Below are 19850 nucleotides of genomic sequence, written 5' to 3' on the forward strand. Positions count from 1 at the left end.
TTGATGGCCGAGCAAAAGCGGTAAAAAGCCCCGACTTTTCTGACCCCGGAGTCCGGTTCAGCCGCCCGGCAGCATTGCCTTGCAGCGGGTGCCCAATCGCGCGAATTACGCTAGAATGCACGGCCTCTAAGCACACCCCCTTCCTGAGGCTGTCCCGACGATGTTGATCCTGCGCGGCGCTCCTGCCCTTTCTGCCTTTCGCCACGGTAAGCTACTCGAGCAACTGAGCCAGAAAGTCCCCGCTGTTACCGGCTTGTATGCCGAATTCGCCCACTTCGCCGACGTCGATGGTGAATTGACCGCCGACCAGCAGCAAGTGTTGGCCCGTCTGCTCAAGTACGGGCCGAGCGTGCCGGTACAAGAGCCGACTGGCCGCCTGTTCCTGGTAGTTCCGCGCCTGGGCACGATTTCGCCCTGGGCCAGCAAGGCCAGCGACATCGCCCACAACTGCGGCCTGCAGAGCATTCAGCGCCTGGAGCGCGGCATTGCCTTCTACGTGGCCGGCGACCTCAGCGAGGCCGACGCGCAAGAAGTTGCCGCCGCGCTGCATGACCGCATGACCCAGCGCGTGCTGACCCAACTGGAGCAGGCAGGCGATCTGTTCAGCCATGCCCAGCCCAAGCCGATGACCTCGGTCGACGTGCTCGGCGGTGGCCGTGCAGCTCTGGCGCAGGCCAACATCGACCTCGGTCTGGCCCTGGCCGAAGACGAGATCGATTACCTGGTCAACGCCTTCCAGGGCCTCAAGCGCAACCCGAACGACATCGAACTGATGATGTTCGCCCAGGCCAACTCCGAGCATTGCCGACACAAGATCTTCAATGCCACCTGGGACATCGACGGCCAGGCGCAGGACAAGAGCCTGTTCGGCATGATCAAGAACACCTACCAGATGCACAGCGAAGGCGTGTTGTCGGCTTACAAGGACAACGCCTCGGTGATCGTCGGCAGCGTGGCCGGGCGCTTCTTCCCGAACCCCGAAACCCGCCAGTACGGCGCGGTGCAGGAGCCGGTGCACATCCTCATGAAGGTCGAGACGCACAACCACCCGACCGCCATTTCGCCATTCTCCGGCGCTTCCACCGGTTCTGGTGGCGAGATCCGTGATGAAGGCGCGACCGGTCGCGGCGCCAAGCCCAAGGCTGGCCTGACCGGCTTTACCGTGTCCAACCTGCGGATCCCAGGCTTCGAACAGCCGTGGGAGAAGCCATACGGCAAGCCAGAGCGCATCGTCAACGCCCTCGACATCATGGTCGAAGGCCCGCTCGGCGGCGCCGCGTTCAACAACGAATTCGGCCGTCCGGCCCTGACCGGCTATTTCCGTACCTTCGAGCAGTCGATCCAGACCCCGCACGGCGAAGAAGTGCGCGGCTACCACAAGCCGATCATGCTGGCCGGCGGCCTGGGCAACATCCGTGAAGATCACGTGCAAAAGGCCGAGATCACCGTTGGCGCCAAGCTGATCGTGCTCGGCGGCCCAGCCATGCTGATCGGCCTGGGTGGCGGCGCGGCGTCGTCGGTTGCCACCGGCGCCAGCTCGGCTGACCTCGACTTCGCTTCCGTTCAACGGGAAAACCCGGAAATGGAGCGCCGTTGCCAGGAAGTCATCGACCGCTGCTGGCAGCTGGGCGACGACAACCCGATCGCCTTCATCCATGACGTCGGCGCGGGCGGCATTTCCAACGCCTTCCCTGAGCTGGTCAACGACGGTGGCCGTGGTGGCCGCTTCGAACTGCGCAACGTGCCCAACGACGAGCCGGGCATGGCCCCGCACGAAATCTGGAGCAACGAATCGCAAGAGCGTTACGTGATGGCGGTCGATGCGGCCAACTTCGAGCGTTTCAAAGCCATCTGCGAACGTGAGCGCTGCCCGTTTGCGGTGGTCGGCGAAGCCACTGCCGAACCGCACCTGACCGTTACCGACAGCCACTTCGGCAACACCCCGGTCGACATGCCGCTCGACGTCCTGCTCGGCAAGCCGCCGCGTATGCACCGTTCGGTCACTCGCGAAGAAGAGCTTGGCGATGAGTTCGACCCAAGCACGCTGGACCTGGCCGACTCGGTCGAGCGCGTGCTGCACCACCCGGCGGTGGCCAGCAAGAGCTTCCTGATCACCATCGGCGACCGCACCATCACCGGCCTGGTTGCACGCGACCAGATGGTCGGCCCATGGCAGGTTCCGGTAGCGGATTGCGCCGTGACCGCGACCAGCTTCGACGTCTACACCGGCGAAGCCATGGCCATGGGTGAGCGCACGCCGCTGGCACTGCTGGATGCTCCGGCCTCCGGCCGCATGGCGGTCGGTGAGGCGCTGACCAACCTGGCTGCTGCGCGTATCGACAAGCTGTCCGACATCAAACTCTCGGCCAACTGGATGTCGGCAGCCGGCCACCCGGGTGAAGATGCCCGCCTGTTCGACGCCGTCCGTGCCGTCGGCATGGAACTGTGCCCTGAGCTGGGTCTGACCATTCCAGTGGGCAAGGACTCCATGTCGATGAAGACCCAGTGGAGCGAGCAGGGCGCGCAAAAAAGCGTGACCTCGCCGATGTCGCTGATCATCAGCGGCTTCGCTCCGGTGGTCGACGTACGCCAGACCCTGACCCCGCAACTGCGCATGGACAAGGGCGAAACCGACCTGATCCTGATCGACCTGGGCCGCGGCAAAAACCGCATGGGCGCGTCGATCCTGGCGCAGACCCACGGCAAGCTGGCTGCGCAAGCGCCGGACGTCGACGACGCTGAAGACCTCAAGGCCTTCTTCGCCGTGATCCAGGGCCTCAACGCCGATGGTCACCTGCTGGCCTACCACGACCGTTCCGACGGCGGACTGCTGACCACCGTGCTGGAAATGGCCTTCGCCGGCCATTGCGGTCTGGACCTTGAACTCGACACCCTGACCAGCAAGCGCGAAAAAGTCGCGGCGATTCTCTTCAACGAAGAGCTCGGCGCGGTCATCCAGGTTCGCCAGGATGCCACCCCGGACGTGCTCGCGCAGTTCAGCGCTGCTGGCCTGGGCGAGGATTGCGTAGCCGTGATCGGTCAGCCGATCAACAACAGCGAAGTGCTGATCAAGCTCGCCGGCGAAGCGGTATTCACCGGTGATCGCGGCCAGCTGCAGCGCGAGTGGGCCAAGACCAGCTATCAGATCCAGCGCCTGCGCGACAACGTCGACTGCGCTGATCAGGAATACGCCGGCCTGCTGGTTGAAGACAACCCAGGCCTGAGCGTGAAGCTTGGCTTCGACGTCAACCATGACATCGCGGCGCCGTACATCAAAAAAGGCATCCGCCCGCAAGTGGCAGTCCTGCGTGAGCAGGGCGTCAACGGCCAGGTCGAGATGGCTGCGGCGTTCGACCGTGCCGGCTTCAACGCCGTCGACGTGCACATGAGCGATATCCTCGCCGGTCGTGTTGACCTGGAAGCGTTCAAAGGCCTGGTTGCCTGCGGCGGCTTCTCTTACGGTGACGTGCTCGGTGCCGGTGAGGGCTGGGCCAAGTCGGCGCTGTTCAACAGCCGCGCGCGGGATGCCTTCCAGGCATTCTTCGAGCGTGACGACAGCTTCACCCTGGGTGTGTGCAACGGTTGCCAGATGATGTCCAACCTGCACGAGCTGATCCCGGGCAGCGAGCTGTGGCCGCACTTCGTGCGTAACCGCTCCGAGCAGTTCGAAGCCCGTGTGGCGATGGTCGAGGTGCAGAAGTCCAACTCGATCTTCCTGCAGGGCATGGCCGGTTCGCATATGCCGATCGCCATCGCCCACGGTGAAGGCCACGCCGAGTTCGCCGACCCGGCCGCGCTGCTTGCAGCCGACCAGTCTGGCTGCGTGGCGCTGCGCTTTGTCGACAACCACGGCAAGGTCACCGAAGCCTACCCGGCCAACCCGAACGGCTCACCGCGTGGCATCACCGGTCTCACCAGCCGCGATGGCCGCGTGACGATCATGATGCCGCACCCTGAGCGGGTGTTCCGCGCAGTGCAGAACTCGTGGCGTCCAGACGACTGGCAGGAAGATGCGGCGTGGATGCGCATGTTCCGCAACGCGCGGGTTTGGGTGAACTAAGCGGTGTACAAGCTCGCCTTCTTCGTCCCGGCCAGCCATGTCGAAGTGGTCAAGGCCGCCGTGTTTGCCGCCGGTGGCGGCCGTATCGGTGGCTATGAGCACTGCGCCTGGCAGACCCTTGGCCAAGGCCAGTTCCGGCCGATGGCCGGCAGCCAGCCGTTTCTCGGGCAGGCTGGCGAGGTCGAGCAGGTCGAGGAGTGGAAGGTCGAGCTGGTGGTGGCCGACGAGCTGATTCAGCAGGTTGTCACTGCCTTGAAGCACAGCCACCCGTACGAAACGCCTGCTTATGAGGTTTGGCCGTTGGCTGACTTCTGAGCTGTTGTTGTCGCACCGTTACACGCGAAAAGCCCCGGCAGGCCACTGCCGGGGCTTTTCAATTTACAGTGACACGCTGCTGCACGTGCCTCAGTCGCCACTGCGCCTCGTGGGCAGCGAAGTGCAGGCCAACAGCCCGACTTCAAACAGGACCCACATCGGCACCGCCAGCATCGTCTGTGAGAACACATCCGGCGGCGTCAGGATCATCCCCACCACAAAGCAGCCGACGATCACGTAGGGCCGACTCTTGCGCAGCGTCGCCACATCGGTCAAACCGGCCCAGACCACGATGAAGGTCGCCACCGGGATCTCGAACGCCAGGCCAAACGCCAGGAACAGCGCCATGATGAAATCCAGATACAGGCTGATGTCGGTCATCATCGCCACGCCATCAGGCGTCACGCTGGCGAAAAAGCCGAACATCATCGGAAATACCAGAAAGAACGCGAAGGCCATGCCGCTGTAGAACAGGACGATGCTCGACAGCAGCAGTGGCAGGGCGATGCGCCGCTCGCGCTGGTACATGCCGGGCGCTATGAAGCCCCAGGCCTGATGCAGCAGCAACGGCATGGCCACGAACAACGCGCACATCGCGGTCAGCTTGAACGGCGTCAGAAACGGCGAGGTGACGCTGGTGGCAATCATGCTGGTGCCTTCCGGCAGGTACCGGCGCAGCGGCTCGGAAATCAGCGTGTACAGCGTCTGCGCAAACGGGAACAGCGCGGCGAACAGCAGGCCGATCATCAGCAGGGCGCGCAGCAGGCGTTTGCGCAGTTCGCGCAGATGCTCGGTGATCGGCATGCGAGGCTGCTCAGGCACAGCAATGCTCATGATGCATTCTCCTTGGCGATGACCGGCGCAGCGGCGTCATTGGCCGGCTGCGTGTCGAGGCGGATACCCTGGCGCAGGTCCTGTTCCAGGCGTTGCAGCGGCGCGCTGTCCAGTGCCGGCAGGTCGATCTCGCGTTCGACCTGGGTGCGCAGCGTGTGCATCGCGCGACGGGCCTGGCCCAGCACGCGGCCGACCGCGCGCGCCGCCACCGGCAGCCGCTCGGGGCCGAGCACCAGCAGGGCGACGATGCCGACCAGCATCAGCTCGGTGAAGCCGATCTCGAACATCAGGCCTGACGGTCCGTGTGCGCCTGCGGCACGCTCTGCCCGTTCAGCGTTGGCGCCTGCTCGGCCTGAACATTGGCAGCGTTGTTGGCATCGGTATCGCCGCCCATGGATTTGCGAAAGCCCTGGATCGCCTCGCCGACATCGCTGCCCAGGCCCTTGAGGCGCTTGGTGCCAAACAGCAGAAACACGATCAACAGCACGATCACCAGTTGCCAGATTCCAATACCACCCATGTCAGCGCACTCCTGTAAGGCCATGAAAGAGAAGCAATCCTGCCTGTCCTAGATGACGCCTGGATGACGGTGGAACGGCTGCCATCTGCCTGCAACACGCACGGTGTTGACTGGCGGCTTTCGGTGATGAAAAGGCAGGCGGCAATGGGCGGTAAGCAACAGCAGGGCGCGGCACTGTTGATGGTCATGGTGGCGCTGGCGATGCTGGCTGCGGGCTTGACCTGGCTGGTCGAAGGTGGCCGTCGTCAGGTCGATGAAGTGCGCCTGCTGCAGCAGCGGGTGCAGGCGCGGGCGATGCAACAGGCCGGTCTGGCCTATGCCAAACAAGCCCTGCGCGATCCCGCTTGGCGGCTCAGCCCGCTGTTCTGGCAGGCCCTGCGCGGGCAGCCACTGAATTACGATTTTGCCGGCGGTACGGCGCAGTTGCGGGTACGCGATCAGCACACCTGCTTCAACGTCAATGCCCTGCTTGGCAACGACGCCGAGCGCGCCGAGCGCCAGCTGCGCTACTTGCTGGGCGACAACATGGCGGCCGAACGGCTGGTGCACGGCCTGGCGGACTGGCTCGACAGTGACAGCGATGCCCGCCTGCAAGGCGCCGAAAGTGCCCAGTACCTGCGCCAGCAGCCACCGCGGCTGGCGGCCAATCAGCCGATGCTCGACAGCAGCGAGCTGAACCTGCTGCTGGAGCCGGACGCGACCCGCCAGCGCCGCTATCCGATGTTGTGTGCGATCGCGCAGACCAGCGGCTGGCGCTTGAACGCCAACGCCTTGGGCCTGGAACACCTGGAGCTGCTCGATGCGTTGTATGAAGGCAAGTATCCGCGCTCACTGCTTAGCCGCATTGTCAGTGGCCGGCCTGCGACCGGTTATGCCGATGCAGCGGATCTGCGCCAGGCGCTGGGTGCGGTCGATGATGAAACGTTCGAGCGCTTGAGTGAGGGCTTGCTGCTCAACAGCGGCCATTACCTGTTGCAGCTGTCGTTCGAGGAAGAGGGGCTGAGCTTGCGCAGTCAGTTGCAGATCGAGGCTCTGGGTGTGGTGCAGTGGCATGCGCGGGTGCCGGCGCAGCAGGTGCGCGTCAGGGCGCGCGAACCGTTGTTGTGAGCCCACAATCGAGAACGCCCCGGTCGCAGTGCCAGGGCGGCGCTGCAACCGGGGCGTTGATCAGGTTCGATCAGGCAGTGCCGATCTCGCCGCCATCATTACGCTGAATGACTACCGTCGAAGCTCGCGGGCGCACCGTGGCACCTGCCGGAGTGGCGTCGGTAGCGACGTCGTTGTACGGCCAGTTGCCCGGATGCTGGATGTTGACGAACATCGACTTGTTGTCTGGGGCAAAGGCAATCCCGGTCACTTCACAGCCGTTCGGGCCGACGAAGAAACGGCGCAGGGCCGACTGGTTCTGCGCGTTCACCGGGACCTGCTTGCCGGCAGCATCGACCAGATCGGTCGGGATCACCGCCAGCAGCTGGTCGTTGGTGTAGTCGGTGAGGGTCGACTCGCCGTTGTCGGTTTCGATCCAGAGCACGCCGCGGCTGTCGAAGCTCATGCCATCGGGGCTGGCGAACTGGTTCAGTTCGGTCAAGCCGGAGCGGTTGATATCGGCAGTGCCGGCAGCGTTGGCGCCAAACACGAAGATGTCCCAGTTGAAGCTCAACTGGTCGTCGCTGTCGTGCCAGCGGATCACGTGGCCATGACGGTTCGGCCCGCGTGGGTTGGCAGCATCGACCTTGTCCGCAGTGCGCGCGCTGTTGTTGGTGAGGGTCAGGTAGACGTCACCGTTGACCGGGTGTACCGCGGTCCACTCGGGGCGGTCCATCGGCGTTGCACCAACGGCATCGGCGGCGCCGCGGGTATTGATGATGATCCCCGGCAGGTCACCGAACAGCGCGCCCAGGGTGCTGCCGCCGGTGGTGGCGGTGGCCACGTCGAGCAGCAGCCAGTTGCCGCTGCCGTCGGCATTGAAGCGAGCCACGTACAGCTTGCCTTGGTCCATGTACTTGGCACCGGTAGCCAGGCGGTCGGCCGGGGTGGCGTCCGCCGGGTCCCAGACCGCGTCTGAGACGAACTTGTACAGGTATTCGTTGTTGGAGTCGTCGCCGGTGTACCAGACCAACGGCTTGCCCGCGACCGGCAGGCCCGGGCAGCAGCCCTCGTGGCGGAAGCGGCCCAATGCGGTGCGCTTCACTGCCAGGGTGCTGGCGTTGTACGGGTCGATCTCGACGATGTACCCGTAGGTGCTGGCTTCGTTGCGGTAGTCGTCAGTGGCGCTGGCGCCGCTTGGGGTGATGTTGAAACGGCCGAACTCATCGTCCACTTCGCTGGCATCACCGGCACAGGTTTCCCAGCGGTACTGGCCACGGGTGGCGCTGACGCCGATGCGCACCTGATCCGCCGGGCGGGTCGCAGTGTTGACGAAGATGCCTGGCCAGTTTTCTTCGCAGGTCAGGTAGGTGCCCCACGGCGTGTAGCCATTGCCGCAGTTGTTGTTGGTGCCGCGGCACTGGGTGCCGGCTGGGGAGAATTTGGTCTTGACGTGGTCGCTGCCGCGCAGTGGTCCGGCGATATCCATCAGCGACACCGTGGTGAAGCGGCGGTTGAGCGGGTCGTTGTCGACCACCTGCCAGCGCCCGCTGACCTTGCTCAGGCGGACCACGCCGGCGCCGTGGGCGTTGATTTCCTTGCGTGCTTCTTCCACCGGGCGCTTGCCGCTGCCGTCGGTGGTGGGGCCGGCCGGGTGCAGTGCGGCGGCATCGATGTACTCGAAGTTGATCGCCAGCAGGCCGTCATCCGAGCTGCCGTTGATAGGGAAGAAGTGCATGCCGTCGTGGTGCATGCCCATCGCGTTGGCCTGGTCGGTGGAGGTGTTGCTGCCATCGGACTTCCACGGATTGGCGTTGCTGTTCAGCGGAGTGCCCCAAGGCGCCAGCACGTAGGCGCTGTAACCGGCAGCGACGACGCAGGCATCGGTGCGCGAGCCGGCGATGGAGTCGAAACCGAGCTTGAGCTTGACCGGCTCCGGGGTAGACGGCGAGTCGTTGTCGGAACCGCCACCACTGTCGAAACAGCCTGTCAGACCGGTGCCGGCGATCATTGCGATGGCTGCGCCAAGGCTGCCGCGCATCACGGTGCGACGGCTCAGGTAAGTGTCCATGACGCTAGCCATCGGCAGGTTGCCGCTTTGGTTGCGGTCCAGGTTGTCGCCGGTGTCTCGACTCATCAGGGTGTCCTTATAGTGGCTGAGTTGGAGGAAACCGCGACTGTAGTGCTCAAGTGTGATGATTCCTTGGCAGAAATATTAAGGTCTGCTTAAAACCAGCAGTTCTTACCACTACGTATTGACAGAACAATCGGCGATTACTGTCGGATATCTGCCATGAAACTGTCATCTGAGCGCCGCAATATCCGAACCCCAACGTGAACTCGGAAAAGGATGCGGGCCTGATGGTTAGCAGTGTGGGCAGACGCGAGGTAATCAGCTGGATGGGTGTCGCGGCGTTGACGCCGTTGCTTGGCGCCTGCTCGGCGCTGCCCGGCCAGCGTGGCGGCGGTGCGCCGCTGGACCTGCTGTATCTCGCCGACACCCTGGATGCCCGCCAACCCGGCCAGGCGGTGGTGCCGGCGACGCGCCTGGGGCCGGTCAGCCACCTCGGCCGCGCGCCGTGGATGACCGGCGCCAGCGCCAGTGCCGCATCCCCGGAGCTTGCGCCTTTGCTGGATGCCAGCCAGAGCAGCCGCGCACAGCTGGGTGGGTACCCGGTGCTGGCCGCGTTGCTCGAGCAACTGCGCAACGAAGCCGGCGCAGACAACTGCCTGACCCTGGAGAACGGCCAGGGCTGGAATGGCAGCGGCCTGGCTTATCTGAGCCAGGGCGAAAGCGGCGTGCAGGGCAGCCAGCTACTGGGCAGCGATGTCCGCGTCAGCAGCGATGAACGTGTGCTCTGGCCACAGCGCTGTGCGGCGCTGTATCAGCAGTCTGCCGCGACGACACTGGGTGCAGGCCTGTCTGCCGAGCAGAGCAAGGCGCTCGGCATCGACAGCCTGCGGGTGTTCCAGCGCGCAGGTGTGCGGATTGCTGTGGTGGGGGTGACCGACCCTTATGCGCAGGATCAAAAAGCCTCTCTGAAGCAGTGGTATCAGTCACTGCAAGCGGTCTTTCAGCAGGCGCGGGGCGAGGCTGATCTGGTCGTCGCGCTGGCCGATGTCGGCACCGGCCCGGGCCTGTGGCTGGCCGAGCGCGTGGCTGAAATCGACGTGCTGCTATGCGCCCGTGGCCAGGACCTGTGGCCGGCGCCAGTGCTGGCCAGCCAGGCCAGCGGCCGGCAGGTGCCGGTGCTGTTCGCCGGTTGCCGTGGCAGCGGCGCGTTCCGTTTGCGTTGCCAGCAGGTGGCGGGTCAATGGCAGTTTCAGGCGCGTTTCTTTCCCGCCTTCGAGCAGCAGTTGACGCCCGTTGCCCAGGCGCGCGCCGCACAACTGCGCAGTGTGGTGCGGGCGCAGCGTGCCGGCCATGCCGCTTGGCTCGATCTACCGTTGGCGCGAGCGCCGCAAGCCCTGTGGCGGCGCGATACGCGCGGCGGCAGTTGGGATGCCTTGCTCCAGCAAGCGTTGTCTGACAGCAGCGCCATGCCGGTGTTGTTGCCGGGGCTGCGCTACGACTATCCGTTGGCAGGCGGTGAAATGATTACCCGCGAGCACCTGATAAGCCTTACCGGTGGCTACCCGGCGCCCGTGGTCGAGGCGCCGGCACGGCAGGTTGAACAGGTGCTGGAAAACGCCGCCGAGCAGTTGTTCGGCGACCCGCTGCTGCTCGACAACAGCCAGGATCTACCACGCTGGCAAGACCAGGCCTGGCGCGTCAGTTATAGCCCGCAAGGCAAGCGTATCGCTGACTTTGCGACCGTGCAGGGCCAGTGCCGCACCTTCGGCCTGCAGTTCGCCGCCGATGCCGGTGAGCCGCTGTGGCAAACCCTCGAAGCCTGGTTGCGTCGTCAGCCCAGCGACTGGCGCCTGGCACCGCTGCAGTTGCCTGAGGTGCGCTATGTACAGGGGCATCCCGGCTGGCACCCACGGCAGGCTAAGACGTGAGCTGGAGCAGTCGCCTCGGCGCTTTTTTGCTGTTGACCCTCGCCGGCTGGCTGGCGGCGCAATGTGTGCTGCAGCTTAGCCGTCAGCCGCAGCCGGCCACGACGGCGCAGCCTGAACACGCGGCCATTCCAGGGCTGATGGCGGGGCACTGGCAAGCCCCGCTCGACACCGGCGAGATCCCTCTGACCCGGCTGCCCTTGCAGTACCTCGGCGGGCTGCGTGCCCAGCCGCTGTCGGCGACGGTGGTGGTGCTGCGTTTCGGCGAGCAGATTCGCACCTTGGGCCGCGGCCAGCGGCTGGCGCCGGGGATCGTGCTGCAGGACATCGATGGCGCAGGCCTGATTATCGACAACCAGGGGCGGCGCGAACGCCTGCCCTGGCCGCCACGGCCCGCCGTGATCGGCTTCAAGCGGCAAGGATGAGTTGATGTTTGCTAGATACTGCGCAGCGGCTGCATTGAGCCTGAGCCTGAGTTTGTCATTGGCCTGGGCTGAAGAGCCCGAGGTGCTCGACGAAGGCGGCACGCCGATGTACGAAGTGAATTTCGTCGACACTGACCTGGTCGAGTTCATCGACAGCGTGTCGCGGATCACCGGCACTACGTTCATCGTCGACCCGCGGGTCAAAGGCAAGGTCACCGTGCGCACCGTCGACCGGCATGACGCTGACGCCATCTACGATATCTTCCTCGCCCAGCTGCGTGCGCAGGGTTACGCCGCCGTCGACCTGCCCAATGGCAGCGTCAAGATCGTCCCCGATCAAGCCGCGCGGCTCGAGCCGGTGCCGGTCGAGAACGCCGCCAGCAAGAATACCGGCAGCGATGGTGTCGCCACCCGCGTGTTCAATGTGCGCAATGCGGGCAGCGAGCAGATACTTGGCATCATCAAGCCGCTGATCGATCCCCGGGTGGGCGTGATCACGCCGTACCCTGCGGCCAATCTGCTGGTGGTGACCGACTGGCGCAGCAACCTCGAACGCATCGACAGCCTGCTGCGCGAACTCGACCAGGTCAGCGAGGAGCCACTGCAGGTGATGAAACTGCAGCACGCCAGCGCTGCCGATACCGCCCAGTTGGTCACGCGGCTGCTGGCCAGTGAACAGGCCGCCGACCGTGCCCAGGTGGTGGCCGACCCGCGCAGCAATGCCTTGCTGGTGCGCGGCAGCGCCGACAGCCGTGAGCGCGTGCGCGCCTTGTTGGCGCAGCTGGATCGGCCCGGCGACAACCTGCACAGCAGCAATACCCAGGTGATCTACCTGCGCCACGCCAATGCCAGCGAAGTGGTCAAGGTCTTGCGCGGCCTGAGCCAGACCGGCGCGGTGCCGGCCGAAGGGCAGGGCGAGGGCAAGGATCAGCCGGTGGCGATGGCCAGTGAGTCCGGTATTCGCCTGGAATACGAGGAGGGCACCAACGCTGTGGTGATGGTCGGCCCGGACAGCGAGCTGGCGGCCTATCGCAACATTGTCGAGCAGCTGGACATCCGTCGTGCGCAGGTGGTGGTCGAGGCGATCATTGCCGAGGTCTCGGACATTCAAGCCCAGGAGTTGGGTGTGCAGTGGCTGTTTGCTGACGAGAAGTTTGGCGCTGGCGTGGTCAACTTCGGCAGCAACGGAGTGAACATCGCTGGTATTGCCGGCGCGGCCGCCGAGGGCGATACCAGTGCGCTGGGCAAGCTGCTGTCGGCCACCACTGGGGTGACTGCCGGCATCGGCAACTTCGGCGGCGGCTTCAACTTCGCCATGTTGGTCAATGCACTCAAGGGCAAGAGCGGCTTCAATCTGCTGTCGACGCCAACCCTGTTGACTCTGGACAACGCCGAGGCGTCGATCCTGGTCGGTCAGGAGGTGCCATTCGTGACCGGCTCGGTAACCCAGAACAACGCCAACCCGTACCAGACCATCGAGCGCAAGGAGGTCGGGGTCAAGCTGCGGATCAAACCGCAGGTCAACGTCGACAACAGTGTGCGCCTGGATATCGTCCAGGAAGTTTCGTCGATTGCCGACAGCAGCAGCGCCAGTGACGTCATTACCAACAAGCGCGAGATCAAGACCAAGGTCATGGTCGAGGACAACGGCCTGGTGATTCTCGGTGGCCTGATCAGCGATGAATTGAGCACCAGCAACCAGCGTGTGCCGCTGCTTGGTGATGTCCCGGTGCTGGGCCGCTTGTTCCGCTCCGATGCCAGCCGCAATACCAAGCAGAACCTGATGGTGTTCATCCGCCCGCGCATCCTGCGTGACGGCCCAAGCCTCGCCGGTCTGAGTCAGGACAAGTACCGCAGCCTGCAGCAGAGCACGCCGCTGCAATTGCCAGCGTTGGCCGAAGGCTCGCAGTTGTTGCAGGTGTTTCCGGCCAGCCGCGCGCGGCTCGAAGGCGGTAACTGGTGATGCTGCCCTATCGCCTGGCGCGCCAGTCCGGCCTGGCCCTGGCGCCACTCGCCGAAGGTTGGCAGCTGTGGCTGCGGACCGACGCCGACAGCGCGCAGTTGCAGGAACTGCTGCGCGTGCACGGCCAGCCGGCAGCGGTCGAGTACCTGCCGGCGGCAGACTTCGATCAACGCCTCGGCCAGCTTTATCAAGCCGGCAGCGCGGCCAACCAGGCGTTGATCGAAGGCATCGGCGAGCAGGTCGATCTCGACAGCCTGATGAGCGAAATGCCACGCATCGAAGACCTGCTCGAAAGCGATGACGAAGCGCCGGTGATCCGCCTGATCAACGGCCTGTTCGGCCAGGCCATGCGCCTGCGTGCATCGGACATCCACATCGAAACCTTCGAGCAAAGCCTGGTGGTGCGCCTGCGCGTCGACGGCCACCTGCGCGAAGTGCTGCGCCCACCGCGGGCACTGTCGGCGATGCTGGTGTCGCGGATCAAGGTCATGGCCCGCCTCGATATCGCCGAAAAACGCCAGCCACAGGACGGCCGGATCACCCTGCGCGCAGCTGGTCGCGAGATCGATGTGCGGGTCTCGACCTTGCCTGGCATCCACGGTGAGCGGGTGGTGATGCGCGTGCTCGACAAGCAGGCCAGTCTGCTGGCGCTGGACAACCTGGGCATGCCCACCGCCGTGTTGCAGGGCTTGCGCAATTGCCTGGCGCGGCCCAATGGCATTGTCCTCAGTACCGGCCCGACCGGCTCGGGCAAGACCACCACCCTGTACGCCAGCCTCAACAGCCTCAACGACGGCAGCCGCAACATCCTCACCGTGGAAGACCCGGTCGAATATGCCATCGCCGGCATTGGCCAGACCGCGATCAACCCACGCGCCGGGCTGACCTTTGCCGCCGGCCTGCGGGCGATTCTGCGTCAGGACCCGGACGTGATCATGCTCGGCGAAATCCGCGACCAGGAGACTGCACAGATTGCCGTGCAGGCCAGCCTCACCGGCCACCTGGTGCTGTCGACCCTGCATACCAACAGCGCCGTGGGCGCCGTTACCCGTCTGCGCGACATGGGCATCGAGCCGTTTCTGATTGCCTCGTGCCTGCGCGGCGTATTGGCCCAGCGGCTGGTCCGGCAACTGTGCAGCTGCGCTGTCGCGCAGCCGCTGCAGGCCGCAGAAAAACAACTGTTCCCCGAACTGGGTGCGTTGCGCGAGACCTTTCACGCGGTCGGCTGCGAAGCCTGCCAGGGCAGCGGCTATGCCGGGCGGATGGGCCTGTACGAATTCGTTGAACTGGATGCCGGGCTGATTGCCTTGCTGTACGAGGGCGCCAGCGAAGTGGCCATGCACGCCTACCTGAACGACCGTCGGCGCAGCCTGGTGAGCATGGCCAGTGACTGCCTGCAGCGCGGCCAGACCAGCCTTGCCGAAGTGTTGCGCGTGGTCCAGGGCTAACCTATGCCGACCTATCGCTACCAGGCCGTCGACCTTGCCGGCAAACGCCACGCCGCCACTTTGCAGGCCGACAGCGAGCGCCATGCACGGCAGTTGTTGCGCGAGCAGGGGTTGTTCGCCAAAGACCTCAAGCGCCACGACAACGCGACCGGTCGCTCCCGTCACCAGCGCCTCAGCCGGGCGCAGCTGTGCGAGCTGACCCGCCAACTGGCAACCCTGACTGGCGCCGGTATCCCTCTGGTCGATGCCCTCGCCACACTGGAGCGGCAGTTGCGCCAGCCGGCGCTGCAAGCGGTACTGGTCGGTGTGCGCGGGGCGTTGGCCGAGGGCCTTGGGCTGGCCCGGAGTTTGGCAAGGCAGGGCGCGCCGTTCACTGGTCTCTACTGCGCGCTGGTCGAAGCCGGTGAGCGTTCCGGGCGGCTGGCGCAGGTGCTGACGCGGCTGGCAGATCACCTCGAACAGGTCCAGCGCCAGCAACACAAGGCGCGTACGGCGTTGATCTATCCGGCGGTGCTGATGGGTGTATCGCTGGCCGTAGTGGTCGGCCTGATGACCTTCGTGGTGCCCAAACTCACCGAACAATTTGCCCATTCCGGACAGAGCCTGCCGCTGGTGACCTCGATCCTCATCGGCCTCAGCCAGGGCCTGGTCAGCGCCGGGCCCTGGCTGTTGGCGGCGGTCCTGCTATTCAGCGTGATCAGCCGCTGGCTGCTGCGCAAAGCGCACTGGTGCCTGCGCCGCGATCAATGGCTGCTGCGCCTGCCGCGTGTCGGCGGCCTGCTGCAAGTGCTGGAAAGCGCGCGGCTGGCGCGCAGCCTGGCGATTCTCAGCAGCAGTGGCGTGGCCCTGCTCGAAGCGCTGCAGGTGGCCACCGAAACGGTTGGCAACCGGCGCATTCGCCAGGCCATGGAGCAGGTCCGCCAGCAGGTCGAGGGCGGCACCAGCCTGCACCGGGCACTGGACGCCAGCCAACAGTTTCCGCCACTGCTGGTGAACATGGTCGGCAGCGGCGAGGCCAGCGGCACCCTGGCCGACATGCTCGAGCGCGTGGCCGACGACCAGGAGCGTGGCTTTGCCCGTCAGGTCGATACCGCGATGGCGCTGTTTGAACCTTTGATGATTCTGGTGATGGGCGGCGTGGTGCTGTTCATCGTACTGGCGGTCTTGCTGCCGATCATGCAACTCAACCAGGGCCTGCAACTGTGACAAGGAGAACCGGCAATGCAGCATCGACGTAAGCGCCAACAAGGCTTCACCCTGATGGAAATCATGGTGGTGATTTTCATCATCGGCCTGCTCATCGCCGTGGTCGCTCCGAGCGTGCTGGGCAATCAGGACAAGGCCATGCGCCAGAAGGTCATGGCCGACCTGGCAACGCTCGAGCAGGCGCTGGACATGTATCGGCTCGACAACCTGCGCTTTCCCAGCAGCGAGCAGGGCTTGGCGGCGCTGGTTACAAAACCGGTCGCCGAACCCGTCCCGCGGGCCTGGCGCAGCGACGGTTATATCCGCCGCTTGCCAGAAGACCCTTGGGGCACTCCGTACCAGTACCGCATGCCCGGCGAGCATGGTCGGGTCGACGTGTATTCGCTGGGTGCCGATGGCGTAGCGGGCGGCGAAGACCTGGATGCCGACCTGGGCAACTGGGCGCTGTGACCGATGCTCGCTCAGCGTGGCTTCAGCCTGATCGAACTGCTCGTGGTGCTGGCGATTGCCGGCTTGATGAGCGGCCTCAGTGTGGCCTGGCTCGACAGTGGCAACAGCAACGTCAGCCAGACGCTCGAGCGGCTGGCTGCACAGACCCGCGAGCAAGCTGCGCTGGCGCGCCATGCCGGGCAATTGCGCGGGCTGCGTTGGAACGGCCGGCAGCCGGAGTTTGTTCGCCGCGAGGGCGACGCCTGGGTGGTCGAACCGGTGCGCCTCGGCCAGTGGCCAAAGACGCTGCGCCCGGACTGGTCCGCCAGTGCTACGCCGCAATTGCTGTTCACTCCCGAGGGCTGGGCACAGCCCGGCACGCTGCTGTGGCGCTGGCCGCAAGGCAGCCAGCGCTGGCAGTGGGGGCGCGACGGTCGCTTGCTGACCCAGGCCGCGCCATGAAGTCGCGCCAGGCGGGCTTCACCTTGCTTGAGGTCGTGGTGGCGCTGGCCATCGCCTCGGTGCTGGCGGTGATCGCCAGTCAGGTCCTGCGCCAGCGCCTGGCGGTGCAGGAGACCGTACAGCAGCATCGCCTCGGGCTGCTCTGCGCGCGTGAATTGCAGGCGCGCTTTGTCGTCGAGCAGTACTGGCCTGCGGCCAATCAGGGCAGCGGAGAATTGCAGCAGGGCGGGCAGACCTGCCATTGGCAACTGCAATTGCGCAGCACCGGTGTGCGTGACCTGCGCCGTGGCGAGCTGCAGTTGTTCGCAGACCGCGAGCAGCGCCTGCCGCTGGGTTTGTACAGCGTGTTTCTGGAGCGGCCATGAAGCGTCGCCAGGCAGGCTTGACCCTGATCGAGCTGATGGTCGCGCTGGCCCTGACTGCCGTGCTCGGGGTCATGCTCGCCGCGCTGGTCAACGGCTGGCTCAAAGTTCGCGAACGTCTCGACAGCACCAGCAACGAACGCGGTGTGCTGGAGTTTTGCCTGGCCCTGGAGCGGCGTTTCGACAGCCCGGTGCTGCGCCGTCTCTATGAGCAGCGCTTGCCCTTGGCCGTGCGCTGGCTCGATTGGCAACCGCAGGCGCAGCAGTTGCTCTGGGTGGCTGCCGCCGCCTGGCCGCAGGCCGAGGGCGGCTCGCGGCTGCAACGTCAGCGCCTGCGCTTCGATCCGCGCGAGCAGCAGTTGCTGTTGGAAAGCTCGGCAGACCTGTATGCCGTCGGCATGCCGCATTGGGTCGTGCGCGAGCGGTTGCAGCGGGTCAGCAGTTGGAGCGTTGTCTATTACCAGGGCGGCCGCTGGCTGGCCTGGCCTTCCGATCAACCGGCACACCCCGGCGCCGGTGTGCGGCTGCACCTGCAGCGTGATGGAGCACCTTATGTCTGTACATTCGCTTTGCCCCATGGGCTGTCCTGAAGGTGGCGCTGATGGCTGTTGATTGGCGTCGCAAGCGCAGCCCCCGGCCTTGGTTGCTGTTGCGTCCGGGCAACGTTGATCAGCCGTGGGACTGGCTGCTGGTGCAGGGTAACCAGCCGTCGCGCCACGGCAAAGGCCAGCCCCCGACCGATCTTGAGGCGCGGGTTGCGCTGATCATTCCTGCCGCGTCTTGCAGCCATTTTCACATGTCCGCGCCACCCGGCTTGAAGCGCGACGAATGGCCGCTGCTGCTTGAAGACCGACTGTTGCAGGCAGCTGATGAGGTGTTGTGTGCCTGCCTCGGGCGTTCGCCAAGGCAGTTGCGCCTGGCAGTGGTCGCGCGTGCGCAGTTGCAAGACTGGCGCGAACAATGCGCGGGGTGGGCGTTGAACATCGAACGCTGCTGGACTGAGATGCAATTGCTGCCTGCGCCTGCTGTCGGCAGCGGCTGGCGCTGGCAACGTGGCGATGGCCTCGAACTGTTGCGCGCTGTCACCGCCGATGGCCTTGAACACTGGCTGTGTTGGCCGCAGCGCCTTGGCCAGGCACCGTCCAGCCCGTGGGCCGAACTGCAGCTCAATTCACTGCAAGGTAGTTGGCCGACCCAACTGCAATGCCTCGATAGCTTGCCCGATCTGTTCGCCGCGCCGCGTCAGCGTCAGCCGCTCAAGCTGCCACGTGGCCCGTTGCGCCTGGCCGTTGCCTGTCTCGCCATGGCCACGCTGTGGGCCGGCATCTGGCTGAGCCAGCAGTGGCGCCAGGCTGAGGTGTATCGCCAGCAGGTGCTGGCCGTAACCGGCGAGCAGGCCACGCTGCGCCAGGCGAGTGTGGCACTCAAGCGCTTGGGCGAGGTGCACAGCGAGCGTCAGTTGCGCCTGCGCAAGCTGCAGGACTTGCAGGCCCAGCTGGACCTTTGGCTGGGTGAGAATCCCGGTTGGCGCCTGCAAGCGGTGCGCTTCGATGGCCAGCGCTGGCAACTGCGCCTGGACGGGGAGGGTAGTGCCCCGGACTGGCAGGCGCTAGCCAAATCCGTCGGCGCCAGCGTCGAAGTCGGCGCTGCAGGGCAGTGGCCGGTGGTGTTCGATCTGGGAGCCGCATGATGGACCGTCAATGGTTGCACCGAAACCGTATGCCGCTGGCTTGCGGCCTGATCGCGCTGTTGCTGCTGGCGCTTGCGAGCCGTACCGCGCTGGCGCACTGGGGGGAGATGCGCCAATGGCAGGCCTTGGCCGAGTCGGCGGCCAGCTTGCAGCAAGGCGCGCCGGTGAGTCTTGAGCAACTGCGCCAGTCAGCGCAGGTGCGGCAGGTCAAGCTGCTCGATGTCGAGCCGCGCGATGGCCTCTGGCAGTTGCGCGGCCAGGTGGCTGATGAGCAGCATCTGCAACAGTGGCTGGCGGCCTTGCAGGCCGATGGCGTGCAGTTGCTGCAATGGGGTTTGGAGCAAGACCCGAGCGGGCTGCGTTTCGAGCTGCAGGTGCAGCCATGAGCAAGCGCGCTGGGCTGTGGCTGGTGATGGTGTTCTGCGTGAGCGTGCTGGCGCAACTGCCCGCCAGCTGGGTCGTCAGTGGCCTGGGCCTACCTGCAACGGGGGTTGCCGGCAGCATCTGGCAGGGCCAGGCGACGCAGTGGGGGCAGCTTGGGTTGGTACGTTGGCACTTGCAGCCGTGGCGCATCAGCGGGCAGGTGCAGGCGGGCTTTCAAGGCCAGGACTGGCAGGCACAGGTGTCCGGCTGGCCCTGGGCGTGGCGGGCAGAGCTGGCCGCGCTTGGCGCGCAGGCACGGGTGCCGGTCGGCTACCGCCTGGTCGGGCAATGGCAGGGCGCGATAAGCATGCAGGGCTCTGGCTGGGGCTGCAGCGCGGCGCAAGGGCAACTTCAGGCACACGACCTGGCACTGGTCGAGCCATGGTCGCTGGGGCTGGGCCGGGCGACGCTGCAGATGGACTGCAGTGACGGCTGGAATCTGTCGGGAACACTGCAGGCAGACGGGCAGCACCACGGCCGTGTGGACGCTGACCTGTTGCGCCGGCAAGCTAAGATCAACCTCGCGCTGGAGCCTGACACTGGCCTGGTGCCGATCTTGCGCGGGGCGCAGTTGCTGGGCATGCAGGCATTACAGATGCAGCGCCGTGTCAGCTGGTAGCAACCCACC

Annotated in this window: 19 protein-coding genes; 15 read left to right on the top strand and 4 right to left on the bottom strand. The window is 65.5% G+C overall.

Annotation, left to right across the window (positions count from 1 at the left end; all coding sequences use genetic code 11):
- Nucleotides 1-160 precede the first annotated feature (160 nt).
- Nucleotides 161-4060 (top strand): phosphoribosylformylglycinamidine synthase, encoded by a 3900-nt coding sequence (gene purL, locus K3F44_RS00675; RefSeq protein ID WP_150571048.1) that lies wholly within the window; start codon nucleotides 161-163, stop codon nucleotides 4058-4060.
- 3 nt (nucleotides 4061-4063) lie between these two features.
- Nucleotides 4064-4375, top strand: coding sequence for a YqfO family protein (gene cutA / locus K3F44_RS00680; RefSeq protein WP_103436248.1), 312 nt, complete (start codon nucleotides 4064-4066; stop codon nucleotides 4373-4375).
- Nucleotides 4376-4465: 90 nt separating this feature from the next.
- On the opposite strand, the gene tatC is transcribed toward cutA, so the two are convergent.
- Genes tatC through tatA form a run of 3 tightly spaced genes read right to left on the bottom strand, consistent with a single transcriptional unit; the run spans nucleotide 4466 to nucleotide 5729 of the window.
- The gene (gene tatC / locus K3F44_RS00685) at nucleotides 4466-5209 is read right to left on the bottom strand and encodes a twin-arginine translocase subunit TatC (protein ID WP_150571047.1); all 744 of its coding nucleotides are present in this window, start codon (nucleotides 5207-5209) and stop codon (nucleotides 4466-4468) included.
- Nucleotides 5206-5496 (bottom strand): Sec-independent protein translocase protein TatB, encoded by a 291-nt coding sequence (gene tatB / locus K3F44_RS00690; RefSeq protein ID WP_101317037.1) that lies wholly within the window; start codon nucleotides 5494-5496, stop codon nucleotides 5206-5208. Before tatB ends, tatC begins: the two co-directional genes overlap by 4 nt.
- Complete coding sequence (gene tatA / locus K3F44_RS24935; protein ID WP_101317039.1) at nucleotides 5496-5729, bottom strand: twin-arginine translocase TatA/TatE family subunit; 234 nt, start codon at nucleotides 5727-5729, stop codon at nucleotides 5496-5498. The genes tatB and tatA overlap by 1 nt, the downstream gene beginning before the upstream one ends.
- Nucleotides 5730-5873: 144 nt before the next feature.
- Here tatA and gspK point away from each other — a divergent pair, with 144 nt between their 5' ends.
- The gene (gene gspK, locus K3F44_RS00700; RefSeq protein WP_150573881.1) at nucleotides 5874-6836 is read left to right on the top strand and encodes a type II secretion system minor pseudopilin GspK; all 963 of its coding nucleotides are present in this window, start codon (nucleotides 5874-5876) and stop codon (nucleotides 6834-6836) included.
- Nucleotides 6837-6906: 70 nt separating this feature from the next.
- On the opposite strand, the gene K3F44_RS00705 is transcribed toward gspK, so the two are convergent.
- Entirely contained in the window at nucleotides 6907-8952 is a 2046-nt protein-coding gene (locus K3F44_RS00705) for a PhoX family phosphatase (protein WP_101317043.1), read from the bottom strand.
- 224 nt (nucleotides 8953-9176) lie between these two features.
- Here K3F44_RS00705 and K3F44_RS00710 point away from each other — a divergent pair, with 224 nt between their 5' ends.
- Genes K3F44_RS00710 through K3F44_RS00765 form a run of 12 tightly spaced genes read left to right on the top strand, consistent with a single transcriptional unit; the run spans nucleotide 9177 to nucleotide 19841 of the window.
- On the top strand, nucleotides 9177-10817 hold the full coding sequence (locus K3F44_RS00710) for a lipoprotein UxpA (protein ID WP_220633177.1): 1641 nt from the start codon (nucleotides 9177-9179) through the stop codon (nucleotides 10815-10817).
- Nucleotides 10814-11239 (top strand): pilus assembly protein PilZ, encoded by a 426-nt coding sequence (locus tag K3F44_RS00715; RefSeq protein ID WP_220633178.1) that lies wholly within the window; start codon nucleotides 10814-10816, stop codon nucleotides 11237-11239. The genes K3F44_RS00710 and K3F44_RS00715 overlap by 4 nt, the downstream gene beginning before the upstream one ends.
- A 4-nt stretch (nucleotides 11240-11243) precedes the next feature.
- Complete coding sequence (gspD, locus tag K3F44_RS00720) at nucleotides 11244-13202, top strand: type II secretion system secretin GspD (RefSeq protein ID WP_220633179.1); 1959 nt, start codon at nucleotides 11244-11246, stop codon at nucleotides 13200-13202.
- Nucleotides 13202-14650 (top strand): GspE/PulE family protein, encoded by a 1449-nt coding sequence (locus K3F44_RS00725; RefSeq protein WP_220634123.1) that lies wholly within the window; start codon nucleotides 13202-13204, stop codon nucleotides 14648-14650. The genes gspD and K3F44_RS00725 overlap by 1 nt, the downstream gene beginning before the upstream one ends.
- Nucleotides 14651-14653: 3 nt before the next feature.
- Nucleotides 14654-15856, top strand: coding sequence for a type II secretion system inner membrane protein GspF (gene gspF, locus K3F44_RS00730; protein WP_181088601.1), 1203 nt, complete (start codon nucleotides 14654-14656; stop codon nucleotides 15854-15856).
- Nucleotides 15857-15871: 15 nt separating this feature from the next.
- On the top strand, nucleotides 15872-16306 hold the full coding sequence (gspG, locus tag K3F44_RS00735; protein ID WP_101317055.1) for a type II secretion system major pseudopilin GspG: 435 nt from the start codon (nucleotides 15872-15874) through the stop codon (nucleotides 16304-16306).
- 3 nt (nucleotides 16307-16309) lie between these two features.
- A complete protein-coding gene (gene gspH, locus K3F44_RS00740) occupies nucleotides 16310-16747 on the top strand; it encodes a type II secretion system minor pseudopilin GspH (RefSeq protein ID WP_150571041.1) in 438 nt (145 codons plus the stop codon).
- Entirely contained in the window at nucleotides 16744-17112 is a 369-nt protein-coding gene (locus K3F44_RS00745) for a type II secretion system protein (protein ID WP_207072487.1), read from the top strand. The genes gspH and K3F44_RS00745 overlap by 4 nt, the downstream gene beginning before the upstream one ends.
- A complete protein-coding gene (locus K3F44_RS00750; protein ID WP_220633180.1) occupies nucleotides 17109-17699 on the top strand; it encodes a Tfp pilus assembly protein FimT/FimU in 591 nt (196 codons plus the stop codon). The genes K3F44_RS00745 and K3F44_RS00750 overlap by 4 nt, the downstream gene beginning before the upstream one ends.
- Nucleotides 17700-17710: 11 nt before the next feature.
- Nucleotides 17711-18799, top strand: coding sequence for a GspL/Epsl periplasmic domain-containing protein (locus K3F44_RS00755; RefSeq protein ID WP_220633181.1), 1089 nt, complete (start codon nucleotides 17711-17713; stop codon nucleotides 18797-18799).
- Nucleotides 18799-19185 carry a type II secretion system protein GspM gene (gene gspM, locus K3F44_RS00760; RefSeq protein WP_101317066.1) on the top strand — a complete coding sequence of 129 codons (387 nt, stop codon included), beginning with the start codon at nucleotides 18799-18801 and terminating at the stop codon, nucleotides 19183-19185. Before K3F44_RS00755 ends, gspM begins: the two co-directional genes overlap by 1 nt.
- A complete protein-coding gene (locus tag K3F44_RS00765; RefSeq protein WP_101317068.1) occupies nucleotides 19182-19841 on the top strand; it encodes a general secretion pathway protein GspN in 660 nt (219 codons plus the stop codon). The genes gspM and K3F44_RS00765 overlap by 4 nt, the downstream gene beginning before the upstream one ends.
- Nucleotides 19842-19850: the final 9 nt, after the last annotated feature.

Origin of the sequence: Pseudomonas sp. S07E 245 (genome assembly GCF_019599025.1) — a bacterium.
Lineage (GTDB): Bacteria > Pseudomonadota > Gammaproteobacteria > Pseudomonadales > Pseudomonadaceae > Aquipseudomonas > Aquipseudomonas shirazensis.